This is a genomic window from Celeribacter baekdonensis (assembly GCF_003047105.1).
Lineage (GTDB): Bacteria > Pseudomonadota > Alphaproteobacteria > Rhodobacterales > Rhodobacteraceae > Celeribacter > Celeribacter baekdonensis_B.
On the sequence record NZ_CP028473.1, the window covers coordinates 77,742 to 96,509 of the forward strand.

General features: G+C 57.3%; 15 protein-coding genes and 2 pseudogenes. 3 read left to right on the forward strand and 14 right to left on the reverse strand.

Features of this window, described 5'->3' with window-relative positions:
* Positions 1-3 precede the first annotated feature (3 nt).
* A complete protein-coding gene (locus DA792_RS02335) occupies positions 4-2,439 on the reverse strand; it encodes a hypothetical protein (protein WP_074646849.1) in 2,436 nt (811 codons plus the stop codon).
* Between the two features lie 208 nt (positions 2,440-2,647).
* Here DA792_RS02335 and DA792_RS02340 point away from each other — a divergent pair.
* Both DA792_RS02340 and DA792_RS02345 read left to right on the forward strand, forming a co-directional pair.
* Positions 2,648-2,908 (forward strand): annotated as a pseudogene (locus DA792_RS02340) (helix-turn-helix domain-containing protein); the annotation flags it as partial.
* A gap of 345 nt (positions 2,909-3,253) precedes the next feature.
* Positions 3,254-3,913, forward strand: coding sequence for an HAD family hydrolase (locus DA792_RS02345; protein ID WP_074646853.1), 660 nt, complete (start codon positions 3,254-3,256; stop codon positions 3,911-3,913).
* 396 nt (positions 3,914-4,309) lie between these two features.
* Here the strand turns inward: DA792_RS02345 and DA792_RS02350 are convergent, their stop codons facing one another.
* The 3 genes from DA792_RS02350 to DA792_RS02360 are packed head-to-tail and all read right to left on the reverse strand — an operon-like array spanning position 4,310 to position 6,221.
* Positions 4,310-5,548 (reverse strand): amidohydrolase family protein, encoded by a 1,239-nt coding sequence (locus DA792_RS02350; protein ID WP_074646855.1) that lies wholly within the window; start codon positions 5,546-5,548, stop codon positions 4,310-4,312.
* Positions 5,549-5,569: 21 nt separating this feature from the next.
* Entirely contained in the window at positions 5,570-5,869 is a 300-nt protein-coding gene (locus DA792_RS02355) for a hypothetical protein (protein WP_074646857.1), read from the reverse strand.
* Entirely contained in the window at positions 5,856-6,221 is a 366-nt protein-coding gene (locus tag DA792_RS02360) for a Rieske (2Fe-2S) protein (RefSeq protein ID WP_074646859.1), read from the reverse strand. Before DA792_RS02360 ends, DA792_RS02355 begins: the two co-directional genes overlap by 14 nt.
* A gap of 105 nt (positions 6,222-6,326) precedes the next feature.
* Between DA792_RS02360 and DA792_RS02365 the strand changes: the two genes are divergently transcribed.
* On the forward strand, positions 6,327-6,785 hold the full coding sequence (locus DA792_RS02365; protein WP_226946246.1) for a MarR family winged helix-turn-helix transcriptional regulator: 459 nt from the start codon (positions 6,327-6,329) through the stop codon (positions 6,783-6,785).
* 21 nt (positions 6,786-6,806) lie between these two features.
* Here DA792_RS02365 and DA792_RS02370 read toward each other — a convergent pair whose 3' ends face one another.
* The 10 genes and pseudogenes from DA792_RS02370 to DA792_RS02420 form a co-directional block, all read right to left on the reverse strand.
* Entirely contained in the window at positions 6,807-7,742 is a 936-nt protein-coding gene (locus DA792_RS02370) for a DMT family transporter (protein WP_074646861.1), read from the reverse strand.
* Positions 7,743-7,770: 28 nt separating this feature from the next.
* Positions 7,771-8,220 (reverse strand): hypothetical protein, encoded by a 450-nt coding sequence (locus DA792_RS02375; protein ID WP_074646863.1) that lies wholly within the window; start codon positions 8,218-8,220, stop codon positions 7,771-7,773.
* 13 nt (positions 8,221-8,233) lie between these two features.
* Complete coding sequence (locus tag DA792_RS02380) at positions 8,234-9,226, reverse strand: ABC transporter substrate-binding protein (RefSeq protein ID WP_176832922.1); 993 nt, start codon at positions 9,224-9,226, stop codon at positions 8,234-8,236.
* Positions 9,223-10,358, reverse strand: a pseudogene (locus DA792_RS02385) (Gfo/Idh/MocA family protein). Before DA792_RS02385 ends, DA792_RS02380 begins: the two are co-directional and overlap by 4 nt.
* A 40-nt stretch (positions 10,359-10,398) precedes the next feature.
* Positions 10,399-11,322, reverse strand: coding sequence for a PDR/VanB family oxidoreductase (locus DA792_RS02390; protein ID WP_226946245.1), 924 nt, complete (start codon positions 11,320-11,322; stop codon positions 10,399-10,401).
* A gap of 155 nt (positions 11,323-11,477) precedes the next feature.
* Positions 11,478-12,623 carry an alpha-hydroxy acid oxidase gene (locus DA792_RS02395; RefSeq protein ID WP_074646869.1) on the reverse strand — a complete coding sequence of 382 codons (1,146 nt, stop codon included), beginning with the start codon at positions 12,621-12,623 and terminating at the stop codon, positions 11,478-11,480.
* Positions 12,624-12,754: 131 nt separating this feature from the next.
* Entirely contained in the window at positions 12,755-14,035 is a 1,281-nt protein-coding gene (locus DA792_RS02400) for a Rieske 2Fe-2S domain-containing protein (protein WP_074646870.1), read from the reverse strand.
* 138 nt (positions 14,036-14,173) lie between these two features.
* Positions 14,174-14,740 carry a hypothetical protein gene (locus tag DA792_RS02405; protein WP_074646871.1) on the reverse strand — a complete coding sequence of 189 codons (567 nt, stop codon included), beginning with the start codon at positions 14,738-14,740 and terminating at the stop codon, positions 14,174-14,176.
* A 172-nt stretch (positions 14,741-14,912) separates the two neighbouring features.
* Positions 14,913-16,823, reverse strand: a complete 1,911-nt coding sequence (locus DA792_RS02410) for a TRAP transporter permease (RefSeq protein WP_226946244.1) — start codon at positions 16,821-16,823, stop codon at positions 14,913-14,915.
* Positions 16,824-17,317: 494 nt separating this feature from the next.
* On the reverse strand, positions 17,318-18,307 hold the full coding sequence (locus DA792_RS02420) for a TAXI family TRAP transporter solute-binding subunit (RefSeq protein WP_074646874.1): 990 nt from the start codon (positions 18,305-18,307) through the stop codon (positions 17,318-17,320).
* Positions 18,308-18,768: the final 461 nt, after the last annotated feature.

The following is an 18,768-nucleotide window of genomic DNA, read 5'->3' on the forward strand; positions in this document are numbered from 1 at the left end:
AGGTCACGGGTTCGCGGTAGAGCAAGAAGCCCGGTTCAGGTCCAGTGGGAAATGCCACTTCGACAGGAACGAATAATGAAAAGGCTGCCCAGCCAGAAAGGTGGAATCACCGTCTGGCAAGGTGGTGCCGAACAGCCGTGCCTGCCAAAGGTCCGTGTGGATCATGTCGATCCCGCGCGCCTTTTCCATGCGCGCCTCGGCCGTGGGCGCATCGCCCGCAGCCGAGGCCCACCGGGACCAGTTCCAGTGGAGACTGCGCCACAGCCCCTGGTTCGACAGGGCATGATGAGTCAGCAGACGCTCGGCCGCAGCGAACAGGGCCTCGGTGTCGGGATCACCGGTCAGCGCCCCGACCACCGCTAGGTTCTGCGCCAGCACGATCCGGTCGAACGGATCCTGCGCGCCGTCGCGGGCCAGCAGGAAGAGTATGCGCGTGCCCTCGCCATGCTGGCCCGCCGACAACTGGATCACCCCGCGATTGTTCAGCATCTGCGCATGGCCTGTGGCCTGGCCGGTCATCATCTGTTCGGCCTGGGCCAGTTCGGCAGAGGCCTCGTCCAGCCGCCCCAATCGGCCCAACTGCATGCCCAGGGCATTGCGCGAATGGGCTGCCTCACGCATCTGCCCACGCGCCGCGAACAGCTCGGCGCTCTGGCGTAAGGGCGCCAGGCTGTCGCCATAGGACAGGAAGATATCGGCATTGCGCAGCAGATAGGGGAAATAGGGGCTGCGCGGGGTTTCCGGTCGGGCGACGACCTGGCGATAGAGCGCCAGCGCCGCATCACGTTGGTGAATCGAAGCCAGCGCGGCTAGCCGCACCACCGCGAACCCGGTGTGATCGCGACAGCCCGCCAACTGTTCGGGTGCGGTCAGCGCAAGGGTTTCATCGACCTGATCCAGCCGCCCGGCGACCGCCGTCCGCGCCAGGCGATCCATCTCGCCCGACAGCTCCAACCGATCCAGCAGAAGTGCCACCGAAGCATAGGCTTCCAGTTCAAACAACAGGCCAGCGACCTTGCGCAGGCCCGACAGGCCTAGATCCCGCGCGCCCTCGGCAATCTGCTGGCCGAACAGGGTCGCGGCGGCCTCCAACACCGCCACGATGCGGTCACGGAAATGACTGTTGTCGCCGATCGCCTCAAGCCTCGACAGGGCGCGGTGCAGGGTATGTTCCTCGCAATGTTCGATCGCCAGGCGCAGTTGGAACAGCCACTGATCGTCGGTCTCGGCCTGATCGCCATAAACGTCGATCCAGGTCTTGCGCGCAATCTGGACCATCGCAGGGGGCGCCAGGTCTTCCATAGCGCGGGCCAACCCATCATGGGCAAAGGCCACCTGACCGCCACCCAGGGTGATCATCTCGTTCAACGCCAGCTCCATGCGCGCTACGCGCAACTGGTCGGGGTCCAGCCCCTGACCCGCCAGCCTGTCCATGAAATGGTCCAGGAGAGCCGCCGGTGCCGCCCCGTCATGCAGATGCAGGGTCACAGCCAGAAAGCGTTCATCGCGACTCATCGTCTTGAACAGTTGCGCATAACTGTCGCCGTCCGAAACCTGCGTGGCATTCAGCCCGGCACCGGAGCGCACCACCTTCGCTAGGTTGTGGATCCCGCGCAGATCGCCGCCATCCTGGTGATAGACCTGCGACAGGCGCTGGTCCTTGGTGACGCCCATGTTGCGCGCAACCTCGGCGTAATGAGTATAGGTCAGAGGCAACAACATCCGCGCCTTGCAGGTAAAGCCTGCGCGGTCGAACTCCTCGACCAGTTCACCCAGGCTCCAGGTCACGAAAGGGCTCTGCGCCTCGATCTGGGTGATCTCACACAACACCATGCTGTCCTTGCGCCAGGTCACATCTTCGACCAGAAACCCCAACGTCGCCTCGTCGATCAGATGGATGTTCTCCAGGATCAACCCGACTGGATGGTGTTCCACCACCGCGCGCACATAGCGTTTCAGATAGGTCACCGCGGCCTGTCCGTTCATGTCCAACAGCTCTTCGGGCTTGAACTCACCCAGGCTGAAGCGGCGTTCCAAGAAGCCCTTGATCTGGCGTACCAGAGGCACGTCCAGTTCCTTCAACAGCTCGTTGGCGACCTCAAGCCCCAGGTGTTCGTCGGTCAGATAGGCCTTTAGGTTCTTGTTGAACTCCTCGATGCTGAGGATCTTGGCCCCGGTTTCGGCGGCCTTTTGCAGGGCGGCGGCGATCTGGGTCAGGAACACCCCGTCCTCCAGGCGCGACCCGCGCGAGCGGCGAATGCGCACGCGTACTAGATCGCGGCCCTCGTGTCGCTGGGCGACCTCGTCCATGAAGCGGCTTTTGCCGATGCCCGATGCCGCCTCGAGGAACAAGCAAAAGGGTTTGTCCCAGTGCCCATGCAACAGGCTCAACACATCAGACAGGTCGTCGGTTCGATTGACGAAAGGTAAATCACTCATCGCGAAAACTCTTCAACGCTGCAAATCCGCGCCCAGCATAGGCAAAGCCGCCACCTCAGGGAATACCAGTCTCGAAATGTCATACAAATCGCCACATATAATATACATAATAAACCTTACAGGCCACTAAAATTTAGCTAGGGGCGCGCTACTTTGAACTGCGACTCCTATTATAAATCAATGGGTTATCTAATTAGGAGATTGTGCCATGTCTGGCTCCTACAAGCAATTGAACATCGAAGAACGGCGTAAAATCGAGCGCTGGCTGAGTGCTAAAGTTCCTGTCCGTGAGATGGCGCGTGTGTTGAAGCGCTCGAAAGCGACGCCCTACCGTGAATTAAAGCGGAACTATTTTGTCGACGAGAGCCTGCCGAAATACGCGGGTTACTATGGCGCTGCTGCTCAGTTGAAAGCCGATGACCGACGTTCGCGACAACGCAAGCTGATCAAGCATCCAGATCTCGCCAAATTCTGTCCAAGAGATGGGGAGTAGCTCATTGAAATCAAGCGAGTGGTTTTTCTCTTTGCCATCGTGGATCGTCTCTTTCATCATGCGACCCACCTTAAACGCTGGTCCGAATTCCCGCGACCTCCTCTTCCATAAGGCGCTCATCGATATGTGACGCTTGTAAGTTCTACCCAATTCGGATGACTGCACGGGACAAACGAGGCGTGTTCATCTATTCTGGTTTCGCGACAACACATGACTGAGCGTTAGAAGGGTTGATGCCGGGCGCAATGCCAATACATGACGTGAAATCCTCCAAGCCGTTTCGGACGATTACTCCCAAACAAAGAGGACGGGGGCCCGACATTGCCAGTTTCTCAACTTACTCCCAAACTCGTGATCTTCGACTGTGATGGTGTGCTCGTCGACTCTGAGCCGACCTTCAATCGCGTCCTGCATACTTACTTGCTTTCGACTGGCGCACGCCTGTCACTCGTCGAATGCTGCAATCTGTTCGTCGGTAAGAGCAGACATGATGTCGAACGTTACGTGAGTGACAGGGGATTGCGCCTTCCAGAGAAATGGCCGCAGGATTTCTACAACAGAGTTCTCGACGCTCTTAGGACAGACGTCACGCCGATCCCGGGTGCCCGTGAGGCGGTGGCGTTGATTTCGTCGGCTGGCATACCGCTCTGCGTTGCCTCCAATGGGCTCCTGGCAAAGATGCATGTCACGCTGGAACAGACAGGGCTGCTTTCCTGGTTTGAAGGAAAAATGTATTCAGCTTATGATGTCGGCGCCAGCAAACCCGCGCCTGATGTGTTTTTACATGCGGCCAAAATGAATGGCGTTGCGCCGGAAAACTGCGTGGTAGTCGAGGACAGCGTGAGCGGATTTGAAGCGGCTTTCAATGCTGCTATGACTTGTTTTGCCTATGTCCCAAAGACGGCATTGAAACCAGACGACCTCTTCGGTGCGCGACGGCTAACCGATATGGCTGACCTACCGAAACTGTTGGGGCTTTGAGAGCGATCAATCCAAGGTCAGCAACCAGCTTTGCAGAGACCGAAAAGTCTATGCCGGGCTGCACGATCTTTATCCGAGTAGACAAAGGTGTGACGTGCGAAGGAACAGACCCGTTAAGTATATTACATTTTCGGGTCTGCTTCACCAATTATTGTTATTGATCGACTGGGTGAGCTATAGGCCCAAGCGAGACATCACACGGATGCCAGACCATGAGCTGAAACAACTCAACAATACGCCCGGAAAATACCTTGGTTAGAAAACCCCTTTAGCAGTCTTCCAGAAAAGAATACTGGCCGAGATAGAACTCCCCCTACCTTCGGAGGCAATAGGGGTCGCGCTTCATCTAGCGCTCATAGATTGCGACCGGCACGAAACCGGTCGCATCGCCTGGTGTCAGCCTTTTTTGCGCGCTTCGAGTTTCCAGTCCGACATCGTCGGCTCGATATTGAAGAGCTTCAGAGCGTTACCGCCCAGAATATCCCGCTTGGCCTGTTCCTTCAGGAACGGGAGATCGTAGATCGTGCTCGGAAGATCCATGTCCCAATGCGGATAGTCCGACGAATAGAGCAACTGCGACTCGGCGTTCATCATCTTGAACGTCACTTCCAGCGCCTCCCGGTTGTCGACAAGCTCCATCGGCTGCGACGAATAGAACATCTCGCGCATGTAGTCGCTGGGCTTTTTCTTCAAAAGCGGCGCGTCAGAGGTGCGCATCATGTATTCGTTGTCCAGACGCTGCATCAGGAACGGCACCCAGGCCAACCCGCTTTCGATCCAGAGGGTTTTCAGTTTCGGGAAGCGTTCCGGCATCCCGTTCAGCACCCAGTTCGTCATGTGGATCATGTTGCAGAAGCTGAATCCGAGCGCGTGCACCGAGATGAATTTGTTCAACTGCGCCAGCGACGAATCCGCCCAGTGATAGGCTGCATGGAAGCCGAGAGGTTTGCCGTGCTCTTCCAGCTTAGCAAAGATGCGCATGTTGGCATTGTCATGCACAGGCCGTTTCAGATAGCCGGTAGATAGGAAGCCGACGACGCCCTTGCGTTCAGCGAATTCGTCGATCATCTTCTCGGCTTCATGCGGCTCGTTCATCGGAAGGTAGACCATCGAACAGATGCGTTTGTCCTCTTCCAGAATGCGCTCGCAGAGCCATCTGTTATAGGCGCGGGCCATGTTGACCTCGACCTCCGGCTGCGGATGGGTCGCCAGCAACAGCATCGGCGTCGGGAAAAGGCAAGCCACATCCACCCCCATGGCATCCATCCAGCGACGGGTCAGGGTGATGTCGCGATGCGGACTTTCGGGCACTTTTTCCTTGTTGCGCCCGGCATAGCGCGTCACGCGCCCGGCCATGTCCTGCGATCCGATGGCCTGAGGAATAAGGCTGGCACGCCCGACATTGCCCGCCGACAAACCGAGATGCCGCATGACCGGATCATCCATGTACTGGAGGATTTCGGGCAGGGCCTCGGTTTCGTAATGGTGGCTGTCCACATCACAAATGAAGAAGTCTTTGTAATTGCGCTCTTCCGCCTGTTTGCGAGCATTTTTCAACAGCTTCGTCGTGTTGAATTCCTTGATCGCAGGATCGTTGTCAGAGCTATAGTTCAGTGCGTTAGGTGTCAGTGACATTTGAGGTATCGCTCCCTGTCCTTAATTTTTCAGCGTTTGCCACATGCCCAGTTCGAACGCCGCCATATCGGCCGCTTCGAGCAGGCCGGTGGTGGCAATGGCCACTTCGGTCGCCGAGACATCGCTGTCGTTCGGGAAAGCTGCCAGATCCTTGTCGCTTTCGCGCAGACCGGCATAAACGCGGATCAACCCAGCCAGAAGGGATTGCATTTGTGTAAGGCTGAGCCCATCGCCATCAGGCGCACGCAAAGCACGAAGCACATCATCGACAGAGGCGTCCAGCGTATTGGTTTGCGGGGTCATTTTTTCAAACTTCGACATAGATGTTTTCATCCCGCTCAATCACCTTGTAGCGATTGAGACGAATTTTCGGGTCGCCCAGGGCCTCGCCGGTTTCGATCTTGAATTCCCAACCGTGCCAGGGGCACACGAAATGCATTTCGTCCGTATCGAAGCTTTGCTTGAGCGGGCGACGCTCTTCGTCGAATTCGACACAGACCTTGGGCATCTTGAGCCCTTCGCACACCGGCCCACCCTGGTGAGGGCAGACGTTGCGATAGGCCACGACCGTTCCTTTGTGACGGATCACACCGATCTCCACACCTTCGAGCTCACAGATTTTCGCAGTAGTCTCGCTGATATCCGATGAGGCACACAACAGTTTTTCAGGCATACACTCTCCTCCGTTATAGTAAGCAAATCTTACTGTTAACATAGTAAGATTGTCTTACTATATGGAATGCTTTAGGTTTCGTCAAGAATTTAAGGGCCTAAAATAATGATGAATAACAATGTCATAGGTGAATCCCCCTCGCAAAAACGCGGGCTGGGCGCGTCCCTTCGCCTCGCCAATCATCTCTATGGCAAGCTGTTGCAAAAGCGTTTGATCGATTCTGATCTGAGCATGGCGCAATACATCCATCTCAGGACACTGAAAGAAGAAGGACGCCTCAGCCAATCGGAACTCTCCGCACAGCTCGGCATCGAAAAAGCCTCATCGACGCGTGTCCTTGACGAGCTCGCACAGAGAAACCTCATCCGCCGCGAACGTCATAAACAGGACAGGCGCATGATCATCGTCAGCCTATCGGAAGAGGGGCATAAGAAAATCGACGAGGCCATGTCCTCGGCCAAAGTCGCCGCCAGACTCGCCTCCGAAAATTTCGACGAGGGCGAATTGCTCCAGCTTTTCGCTTCGCTGGACAAAATCATCAAAACTCTCTCGACCGCCACCTGAGCAGCGCTCGGGAAACCGAGATCATGACAGAACCGGAGCGAGGGCCAGCAGGATCACCCCTGTCCCGGCCATCGCAGAGGACAGGTAGAACCTGCGTCCGGGGCGGTTTTCGGTTTTGAAGACATAAGCCGCAAACCAGACGGCAAAGAACATTTCGACAGACGAGATAAGCGCGACCACGGTCACATCGGCCAACATCAAGGCAAAAAACAACGTGATCTGCCCCGTGCTCATCGCCACGGCAGCCAAAAGCTGCCAGCCGCTCGGTTTCTCCAGCAGGGCGCGAAGCTGTGTCTGAGGGCTGTAACGCAAAATCGCAGACGCACCAAACCAGAACAATCCAGTCAATGCGCCAACGAACACTCCGGCGAGCGGATCGGGCAAGTATTGCATGGCCATCTTGCGCGCGACCAGAGAACTGCCGTAGCCCCCAGCCGATCCAAGAGCCAGCAAACGCCCCTTTTGCCGCTCCGCAGCGGGACGCTCTGAAATGACGCCGGGAAGACCCGAACGGCGCGACGGGCTTGTCATCATCACGACCACGCCCGTGGTGACCAGAAGAAAGGCGACCATGATCGCCGGGGTCATCACCTCTCCAAGAAAGAAAAAGGCCAAAACGGCGGCGAAAACCGGAATGAGTCTGCGGATCAGCCCGGTTTCGATCGCTCCCGCTAGTTCCACCGACCGAAAAAGCGTCAGTCGCCCCAAAACATTTCCCAAAAGCCCGGCGAGGACAAAATAGCCCACGCCGAGAAAGACCGCCGACCCATATTCGGGCAGCGGCGGGCCGATCAAAAGCCAGAGCCCCCCGGAGACCGTGGCGGTCGTGACAATGGACAGGAACACATCGTTGCCGCGTCCCCGGGCGGATTGAGCACTCTTGACGATGGCAACAGAACTCAACGCATAACAAAAAGCTCCGAATACGGCCAGAAGCCCCCCGAAAACCGCTATCATGGGAATGCCTCCGACATGCCGCTGTTGATCAGCGGGCCCCTTCACATATTTTTTGCAGGAAACGATCCGAAGCCATCACCTCACGCAGCGGCATTTTCTTTTGCGCTTCATCAAGCTCGGAAGAATAACTCAGCCCCTGCCCGTCCCAGAACCACCAATAGATAATCTCGCCCTGCTTGCCGCGCACAGGCATGCGGAACATCGGGAATTTGCGTTCGCCATAAGGAATCTCGGCCTCTCCGATCTTGCTATGCGGCAGATTGAGCTTTTTCAGCACACCGGCAAGCGGCACCATTGCAATGGACTCTTCCTCTTTGCCGGAAAAAAGGCTAGCGACGTTATCGGGCCGCTTTTGATACGGCCCGTTCAGGAATTTCACGACAGGCGGATAGCTTGGGTGCGCATGGGTGACCTGCACATAGGCCAGCCCATCGTCCGTCTCGATTTCGACGATATCGCCGGGTTTATATTCTTCCATTTCGACTATCCCCTCAAAGGCTGTAGGCTTCCAACGTGGACGGATGGAACAGTTCCTCGATCTTGACGCGACGCGGCGACAGACCCTGGCTGGCATGATAGTCTAGGAAACGGTCGAGTACATGAGCGTTGTCAGCAACCCCATAGCTCCAGGGGTCTTTGCCCATCAGCGCATGCACCCGGTTCAGGTTGTCCTCGACAAAGGGCATGGTGACCTTGGTCGCCGAGGTGTCCGACAGGGCCTCTTCGGCCAATCGTTTCGATTGGGTAAAGGCCTTGAGCAAGGCCGCGGGCAGGAACGGATATTCTTCGGCGAGACTGCGACGCACACCCAACACATGCATGATCGGGAAAATCTTCGTTCGTTTAAAATAATCTTCGGCCGTCGTGATGCTGTCCGCGAACAGCCGCCCGACATGCGGATGACCTTCGGAGAAACAGCGCGGCCAGCGCGGACCGATAAACCCGTCGATCTCGCCCGCTTCCAGCATGCTGTTGAGCGTGGCCCCTTCGGGGGCATCGACCATGGTGATATCGTCGGGCAGTTGCACCTTGATCTTTTCAGGCCGTCCGGGCGTGTCCATGCCGCCGCGCACCCAAGTGATATCGGAGGGTTTGACGCCGTAATCCTCTTCCAGGATGCCACGCACCCAGACGTTGGCTGAGAGCTGATATTCAGCGATCCCGATGCGCTTGCCCTTCAGGTCCTCGGGCTTCTCGATGCCTTTGTCCGTGCGGATATAGACCGAAGTATGCCGGAACGCCCGGCTCAGAAAGACCGGGATCGCCACATAATGCGGGTTCCCCCGCGCGACCGAGATGGAATAGGACGACAGCGAAATTTCACTGATATCGAAGGCCTCGTGCCGGAAGGCGCGAAAGAACATTTCCTCCGGCGACAATAGCATCGGAATGGGATCGACGCCGTCGATCTGCACCCGGCCATCCACGATGGCCCGCGTCCTGTCGTAATTGCCCATGGCCAGAGATAGCTTGAGATTGGTCATTCTGTCGGTTCCTCGTGTTTCGTTCTGCACTGATACTGCAAGTCGACCGGTTGGCCGGCAGCGGCGGATGTCAGGATTGCGTGGCAAACCTCAAGGCTTGCGAGCCCCCATGCGCCGGTTTGATCCGGCGCCGTGCCCTTGCGCACCGCATCGACCACAGCGTCGAGCACGGTTCGGCGGGGGGCGGGCCCAAAGGGGGCTTCGATGAAGTGCCGCTCGGTGTCACCGAAAACTTCGATCCCGTCCGGCGTCAGTTTGAGATCGGCACGGTCACACAAAGCGATGACCGGACCAAAATGTTCGTTATGCGATGCCTCGATCGTCGTCCCGCTGCCGAAGGTCCGTGTAGCTTTGAGCCGGGCTTCGTCATCGGGGTTGAGGTTCATGAGCGCACGGCGGGCTCCGCCATAGGCCCCCGTCTTTTTCGGCTGGCCCAATTCTCCGACATCGTTCATCCAGATGTCGCTATCAAAATGCGCATAGCCGGAATAGGTCAGATTGGCGACACAGCCCGTCTCGAAACTCATAAGGGCGGTAAACGCACCCTCTGTCGGACGTTTTGGATCCCAAGCGCCGGTCATCGCGTAGATGTTTTTGGCCATGCCACCGGCCAGCCGCCGCACCACGTCGATCTGGTGAATGGCCTGGCTGAACAGGACCCCGCCCCCTTCTTCGGTGCGCAACTCTTCGGGGCGACGCGGGCGATAGAGAAAATCGGTATAATTCAGCGCCTGAATCATCCGCAATTGACCGAACTCCCCGCTTTCGATCAGGCGCGCGGCCAGATCCACGGGGGATCAAAGCTATGGCTCGGACCGACGATCAGATGCACACCGGCCTCGTCGGCGGCGCGCACCATCCGCTCGGCATCCTCCATGGAGATGGCCAGAGGCTTTTCCACCAGAATATGTTTGCCCGCCTGCGCCGCAGCCAGCACATGATCTATATGCATCTGATGCGGTGTGGCGATGTAGATCGCCTCGACCGAAGGGTCGGCACATAATTCATCGACCGTTTCATATGCCGCGCCGCCATAGTCCCGGACGAAAGCCGCACGGCTTTCTTCGCGGGGGGCAGCAGCGGCCACGAGTTTGACACGCGGATCGGCATCGAAGGTCGGCACCATGAGCATGAAAGCACGCCCCAGCCCAGCAACGCCAAGACGGACGGGATCAGAGGTCAAGAACCAGCCTCCCCGACTTGGCGCGCGACACGCAGATCATCACATAATCGTCTTTTTCCTCATCCATCAGAACCATGTCCCGATGATCGGCATCACCACTCAGAAGACGGGTCTTGCAGGTGCCGCAGGTGCCGCTCTCACAGGAGCTGGAGGTTGCAAAGCCGGCATCCCGCAGCGCTTCGAGAATCGAGCGGTCCTCGGGAACCTTCACGACTTCACCGCTTTTCTTCAATTCGACTTCAAAAGGCACATCATCGTCGCGTACGACGTCGACGGGTTTGAAGTCCTCGAAATGGATACGTCCCTCGGGCCAGTGACCCGACACGGCCTTAATCTCTTCCATCAAGGGTTTGGGTCCGCAGCAGAAGACATGCGTGGCCCGGGGCGTCACCAGATCGTCCCAGAAATCATAGACCTGATCGAGATCGCCATTGTCATGGTGAACGATGATCCGGCCTTCGAAAACAGCGTTCAACTCGTCCAGATAGGCGGACTCTTCCGCGCTCCGACTGACATAAATGATCCTGAGCGCCTTGCCCTTTTTATCGAGGTAGCGCGCCATGGCATAGATCGGCGTAATGCCGATACCGCCCGCGATCAGCAGGTATTTCTGCACATCGGTCAGTGGGAAATCGTTCTCCGGCGCTTCGATATTGAGCTCGGTTCCCTCCTGTGCGTCCTCGTGCATGGACGCCGATCCGCCGCGCGACTGCGGCTCACGTTTGACTGCGATCACGTATTCCTTGGGTGTTTCCCCATCGTTTACTAGGGAATACCGGCGCATCGCTCCCGAAGGCGTTTCCAGAGTGATATGGGCCCCCGGTGCAAAATCCGGCAAATCAACGGCCTCGACCGGCACCAGAGTGAATTCAGAGATGCTTGGCGTTAAATCGCGTCGTTTGTCGACGCGCATTTTTATTTGCTCCATAAAATCCTCCCGATCTGTTCGCAGCACCCCATCAACTTAGATAGCTAAGTTGATGAAGTCAACATTCGAACCCCTTGTTCGTCCAGTGTTTTGGCTCAGATAAATCCGTCCCGGCCATTTCATCTGGCCACCAGTAGGCATCACCGCATCTCAGAGCCCACAAGCACCCGGCGATCCAAGTCCTGCGGCCTGCGACAGCCGGTAAAAATCATGGTTCGGCGTATTTCTTCCTCAAGAATCGACAGCGCCCGCGCAACCCCGACATGCCCGCCAGCCGCCAGACCGTAAAGCGGAGCACGTCCCAGAAGAACGCCCTGCGCTCCCAGCGCAAGCGCCTTCACGACATCGCTGCCCCGCCGTATCCCGCCATCGAGCAACACGGTCGCGCTATCGCCCAACCGATCCGCGATCTCTTCGAGAACCGACAGCGTCGCAGGCGCTCCGTCAAGCTGGCGTCCCCCGTGGTTTGAGACCACCACACCGTCCACCCCCTCATCGCGCGCCCGCAAGGCATCGGCGGCACACATCACTCCTTTGATCAGAAGCGGTCCGCTCCACTGTTTTCGGATACGTCGCACATCGTCCCATGAGAAATTCGGATTGCGCTGCGAGCGGGTGAAGTCCGCCAACTCCTTGTCGCTGGCCCCCTCCCCCAGAAACGCCGTCAGGTTTTCGAACCGGGGCCGGTGTTTACCCAGCCATACGGACGTCAGCCATCTCGGGTGCATCAAACCGTCGAGAAGGATCGGAGCACTCATTTTGATTTCATGTGAGAACCCATGTCTCAGGTCACGCTCACGCTTTCCGCCGACCAGCGAATCCACCGTGATCATCAGTGCGGAATATCCGGCGGCGGCGGCACGATCGATCAGTGCTTTTGAAAAATCGGGCTTACCCCATGGGTAAAGCTGAAACCACTGCGGTGCGGAGCCCTGTCTGGCGATCTCTTCCATGGAGGTGTTCGACGCCGTGGACAGCGCGAAACCAATCCCTGCCTCATCCGCCGCACGCGCCAGATGCACATCCCCTTGCGGCCAGTAAAGCCCGTTCAATCCGGTGGGGCCGATCAGTAAGGGGGTGGAATAGCGCTGGCCGAAAATCTTCGTCGTCAGATCAACATCCCCACCCGAAAGAATGCGGGGCTGCAGATGAATGCGCTCGAAAGCCTGCCGGTTGGCCCGAAGCGTGATCTCGTCTTCGGCAGCGCCATCCAGATAATCGAACACGACAGCGGGCAGTCGGGCCTGCGCGCGGCAGCGCAGATCGTCGATATTTATGGCCTTCATGGCCTGGTTTCCGGTGTATCTCATATCTCGGGATTACAACTCCGCCGCCGGGCGTACCGCGCGGTTCGGATATACATAAAAATCCGCCCGACAAGAAAGCCGGGCGAATTGGGGAGAAATATGATCAATGATTACTCGGCGGCCTCTGTGGCTCCGGACGTATCGACGAGTGTGCGCCAGTCGACCTCTTTCGGGTAAACCCCCTCATGAGAGGCGATCTTGGCTTGCGGGACCTCGGAACCAGTGCCGATAGCTTCTCCGCCCTCGGCAACCTTCTTGGCCGCATCCGCCATTAGACGGCGAAACTCGACGATCGCAAGATCCGAGGCGCCCAACACGTCGGTGTGGCGCTGCACGCGGCTGCCCATCGACACCCACATCACAATATCCTCGTTCGGGATACCGTCGACACCCGTGAAGTGACCCTCTTTCATCCGCTCGCGATCCTGCAGGAAGTCGTTCTCGAGCGTCCGAAGCGTCCGCCATTTGTGATCCACATCCACGCCGGGAACGGCATGGGCGAATTTGCGCCATTCCTCGGTCGATGGCACGTTCGGACCCCCGAAAGCGAGGAAGTGGAAGGCCGTTTCATCGTCGTTGATCGGCACGATCACGCTGGCCACCTTGTAGTTGTTGTTCGGCGGGATCAGCGAGTAATAGGGCGCGATGAATTCGGTGATGCGCAGGTAATGATGCGTCGCCGCATTCTTGATCGGCTTGCGGATCGCCGCATAGTGAAACCCGTAGCTGGTGGTTTCGGTCTGCATCCGCGGTGCCTTGTCGGTCGAGGGCCGGTACCAGGATTTGTCATCGGCCGCGGCGCCTTCGACCCGGGCAGGAACCATAGTGGACGAGTGCAGCGAAGACGAATGCGCACTGTCGATCTGACCTTCATGAATCTGTGCCCAGTTGGCCGGAACGCGAATTTTAAGGATTGCGACCGGGGTGTCCTCCGTCGGGGCAAAAGCCGGCGGTTGGAATTCGGGCATCTCATCCTTGTCGCCGAGCCAGGCCCAGACGAAGCCACCCCATTCACGCACCGGATAGGAGCGCTGTTTGACCTTGTCCATGAGCGGGCTGCCCTCGGGCTCGGAGGACATCGCCACTACGTTGCCGTCCACATCCATTTTCCAGCCGTGGTACAGGCACCGCAGACCGCATTCCTCGTTGCGGCCATAGACCAGCGAGGCTTTGCGGTGCGGGCAGAGCTCGTCAAGCATGCCAAGCCGACCATTGGTGTCACGAAAAGCGACATAGCTTTCACCCAGCACCTCGACCCGAAGCGGCTTTCCATCGGGCTCTGCCACCTCTTCGATCAGACAGACAGGTGTCCAGTGCTGACGCATGAGTTGCGCCATCGGTGCATCTCCCGTCACGCGGGTCAGCAGTTCATTCTCTTCGGGTGTTAGCATATGACCTCCTCCATACGACGATGAATCAATTTTCAGAACTCGCATCAATCTTAGTTATCTAAGTTTATTCTGTCAACAACCTGCGCAGTATAAAACATGTGCGCGGCGACAGCATTTTCGACGCCAGCGGTATCAGGTTTACCGCGAAAGCCAACCCCCCAGACGCCGGTTCAGGAACGGCAGGACGTAACCTGTGTTTAGCCCAGTCAACACCAGAGCAACCAGAAACAACGCCCCCGGCACCGGCAGCTGCGCCGTGATCGGTTGCAGCAAATAGAACAAAGCCACCAGCAAGGGATAAACGCCAATCATACTGAGCGCCCAACGCTTCCAGACCGGTGCCGGACGCGGCGGTTTGTCTTTGTCTGCGCTCAGATACGCGATCTCTATATCGAGCGGCGGAGTCTCCGGCATCGACGCCATCCGGCTCCTGATGGCCTGCGCCAGACGTTCAGGCAACTCCGGCATCTCGGCAACAAGACGGCATCCACGGGCACTGATGGAAAAACCATGCCGCTCGGCGCCCCGTTGCTCGGCAAATTGCAGAAAGGACACCAAGGGGTGGCGGGAAACATCCGCAGCGACAACATCACGGCAAATTTGTGCGACAGGAGCCGCGCGATCCGGCGCGACACCGAAAGACAGGGTGAACCCCGAGACACTCCCGGCCTCACGCTTGTTTGCGCTCTTGGTATTTGCGGACATTTTTCCCCCTGCAGACGGCGTATCATGCACGGAAAGTCTCATAATCATTGCATCATACGACTTTTACACAACGTTTCGTCATGGGCATGCGCCATGCCTGCATTCCGAAACGCCTTAAAATGTTGTGGCCACCCTGACAGGGTGGCCACTTTCTTCTGAGAATATGCCGGTCTCAGGTCTCTTCCTTCCCGCCGGCCGCGACCGGAGTGGAAAAGAAGAACTGTCGCCCGAGTACAGCAATGACCAAGGCAATGCTTGCCACAGCCAGAAGCGGGAAAGGGCTCACGGCGCCAACGGCTCCGATCGTCAGCAGCAAACGTTCCAGAGTGCTCAGGTCCGTTTTGACCATCCCCTCCAAAGAACAGGCGATTGCAAGCGTCGCAGAGACCGCACCGACGATGGCAAGCGTGTTGATCAAAGGATCGGACATCAACAGGATCGCCGGGTTCCACACGAAGGCGAACGGCAGAAGGAAACCGATTACAGCCAGCCGAACAGCGGAGAAGGCAATCTTGAACGGGTCTTCATCGGCAATCGCGGAAGCCGCAATCGCAGCCACGGCAATCGGCGGTGTCAGAGCCGACAGGATTGCGTAGTAGAGCAGGAACATCTGGCTGGGAAGCACGGGAAACCCGAGCTTGGCCAGAGCAGGCCCAACGAGAACCGCAGCAAGGATGTAGGCGCTCGGTGTCGGCATACCCAGACCGAGAACGATGGTCACGGCAGCTGCGATCACCAAAGTCAGGATCGGCTGACCGTTGCTGAGTTCCAGGATGACATTGGCGGATTTCATACCGAGCCCGGTCATCGAGAGACCGCCGATCACGAGACCGGCCGCCGCACAGGCCCCTGCCACGGGCAGGATCTGCAGCGTCGTCGTTCCGAGCCCTTCCAGAATTTGCCAGGGCGTCATACGGGTCTCTTTCAGGATCAGCGAGGCCAGAATGGTCGCCACCACACCGACGCCCGCCGTGAACGTCGGGGAATATCCCAACATCAGCGCGACCACGATGCCGATGATCGGCAAAAGGAAAACCCAGCCGGTTCTGAAAGTGTCCGCAACGGACGGGACCTCATCCTCGGAAGGACGCAGATCGAGCCGCACGGCCCGCAGGTGCACCTGAGAGAACACCCCACCATAGTAGATCAAAGCGGGCAACAGGGCCGCGAAAACGATCTCATTGTAGGAAATCCCGGAATACTCGGCCATGATGAAGGCTGCCGAGCCCATGATCGGAGGCATGGCGCTGCCGCCGGTTGACGCAGCAACTTCCACCGCACCGGCAAAACGCGCGCTGTAGCCCAGGCGTTTCATCACCGGGATGGTGATCGAGCCCGTCGCGACGACATCCGAGGTCGGGCTGCCCGACATGGTGCCGTAGAGACCCGAAGAAATGATAGCGATCTTGGCCGGGCCGCCCCGTGCACGCCCGGTGACCAGAGAAGCGAGGTTGAAAAAGAAATCACCCCCACCGGCCTTGGACAGAAAGGTTCCGAACATCACGAACAGGAACACATAGCTGGCCACAACCTGGATCGGCACACCGAACAGACCATCGGTCGTGAACACGAGAACGTCGAGGAGATAGCTGAACTCGCTGACCCGGTGCCCGAAGGGCGGCGGCAGCAGATATCCGAACAGGTTGTAGATCAGGAACAGCAAAACCACGCCGGTCAGACCGAGGCCTGTCGTGCGCCGGGTCGCCTCAAGCGTCAGGAACAACAGGGAAGAGCCAAAGAAGAGCTGATCGGGCGTAAACTGGTCGAGCAGGCTGATACGATCGGCGACGACCCCGGCATTGACGTAAAAATAGATGCCGCAGGCAAGACTCAATGCGGAGAATATCCAATCGTAAATCGGGACGTCATCCGGGGCTCTGGCCGTCGCTCCGATGGCCAGAAAGAGAATTGTGAAGATGCCCGAAATGAACAGGATGCCGAGGATCAGCGGGTCGGAAATAACGAAAAGGTTCGCATAGATAACCCATAGCGCGAAAGCGGCCGCGAGAACGATGACAACCGTTCGCATGGTGGAAGCAAGCTTCCGGCGACGGCCGGTTTCGGTAAGCGAGGGAATGTTCATAGTGCCACCGCCCCGCGTGTCATATGTGTATCGTGCATCTGTCGATCCGCGCCAAAGCCCATCACCGGGCATCGGGCGTCGAGCAGGGGTTGTGCGGCAGTGTTGTGAAAGAATCCGTCCTTTGCCAAGCCTCCCTGCCCCGACACTACGCGCTCGGACATGACCCTCTGGCCCGAGCAGCCAAATATATTCATGTCAGATTTGAAGGCCGTCCTAGATACTTCCATCTTTTCCTCCCTTTTCTTCATGATGATGCCCACAAAGCGGGATATGTGCATCTCCCGCATGGCACTTTTCGCAGCGTGAACACTACAATTATCTTAGATATCTATATTTAATGGCGCAATCATGCGTATTTACGTATAACGCCAAAACCATAACCCGATGGCCGACATGCGTTTCGCGTCGCCCTAGCAAGTCACAGATATCCTCGAACCTCATCGGAAAAGTCGGCGCACATGGCCCCGCGCGCCGACCTGGTTTATACGTTGATCTTATTCGATCAGCCCAAGTTCCTTGTAGGCGCGCTCCGCGCCCGGATGGAACGGAAGTGTCTCTTGCGAAACCAGCAGTTCCGGTGTCAGCATCTGCATCGCGCTGTGCACGGAGCGGATCTGGTCCATGTTATCGACAATGCTATGAGCAATCGCATAGCCCGTCTCTTCCTCCAAAGCGTCAGATGTGACCAGCAGGGCCCCGAGTGCGACGGTCTGTACCTCATCCGCCTGATGCGTATAGCTCCCGGCAGGGATCGTGTAGGGTCCCGTGCCGAATTTTTCATTTGTTTTTTCAATAACATCCTGAGGAACAGTCAACAGAACGACGTCGTTGTTCTTGTCGACACTGAGGAAAGACGAATGGCCAACGAAAATCCCGTTGATCACCATATCCGTGCGACCATCGGCTAGCAGGTCAACCTGTTGCGCGGACCCACCGCGCACGACTGTGCCGCCGTTTTCCTTGATCGTCTCTTCGTCAAAGCCAGCAGCGTCCAGCATGAAAGCGGTCATGTTGGCCGTCACATTGCCCGAGTTGTTCATGGCGACACGAATGCCCACATCGGCTTTCGCAAGATCGTCAAGGCTGTCGATATCGTATTCATCGGCGATGGATTTCTTCAGAAAGAAATGCATCGGCGCCCAGTTATACATGTAACCGATGGCCTGAAGATTGGTGATCGGTTCGCGGAACGGCTCTTCACCGGACAGCGCCAGCTTGATCTCAGCATCGTGCGCAAGACCAAGATCCGTTCTGTCGGCAGCAAGCAGACCGATATTGGCAAAACCGCCGCCGGTCGCCTGATAGGTCACGACACCATCAGGATCGCTAGCTTTGACGGCCCGGTCCACACCGGCCCCAAGCAAGGACCAAAGCCCGGACGGGTTACCCCCCGAAAGCGTCACGTTGACGCTGTCCGCAACCGCAGAGTTCCCGATCGCACAAATGCCGATCGCAGCGAAAAAAGTGGTCAATTTGTGTTTCATTTTTCCTCCCTTTAAATTTTTAGCAGTCGCGATATCCAAGCCTCCTCCATAGTCTTAGATATCTATCTTCTTACTTATAGATACACCCACATGGTCCGTCAATAGTTACACAAGCAAATAGGGAACTAGCTTCAGATCGTCAGAAAAATGCCTTTTTTCGCGCCCGAAAAGCATGAACCTATCATTTGAATCTATGTTAACTTAATGAAGTCAAAATGCTGAAAGATCATAAAGTTCCGGGCACCCAGGCAAACAGAAAGGGAAGCAATCCCAGAAGGTACAGCCCCCCCCCCGGTGCATGTATCCCGCCTAAGGTAACAAAAAAAATCGTGATTGCCGCAACACGCACTCGGCCTCGGGCCTTGTCGAAAATATCGCAAGATATCTGCGTCATAAATTCTGGAAAATCGGTAGCTTTCACGCAACACGGCAATGTTGCTTGTTTGAAATCAAACCGTGTC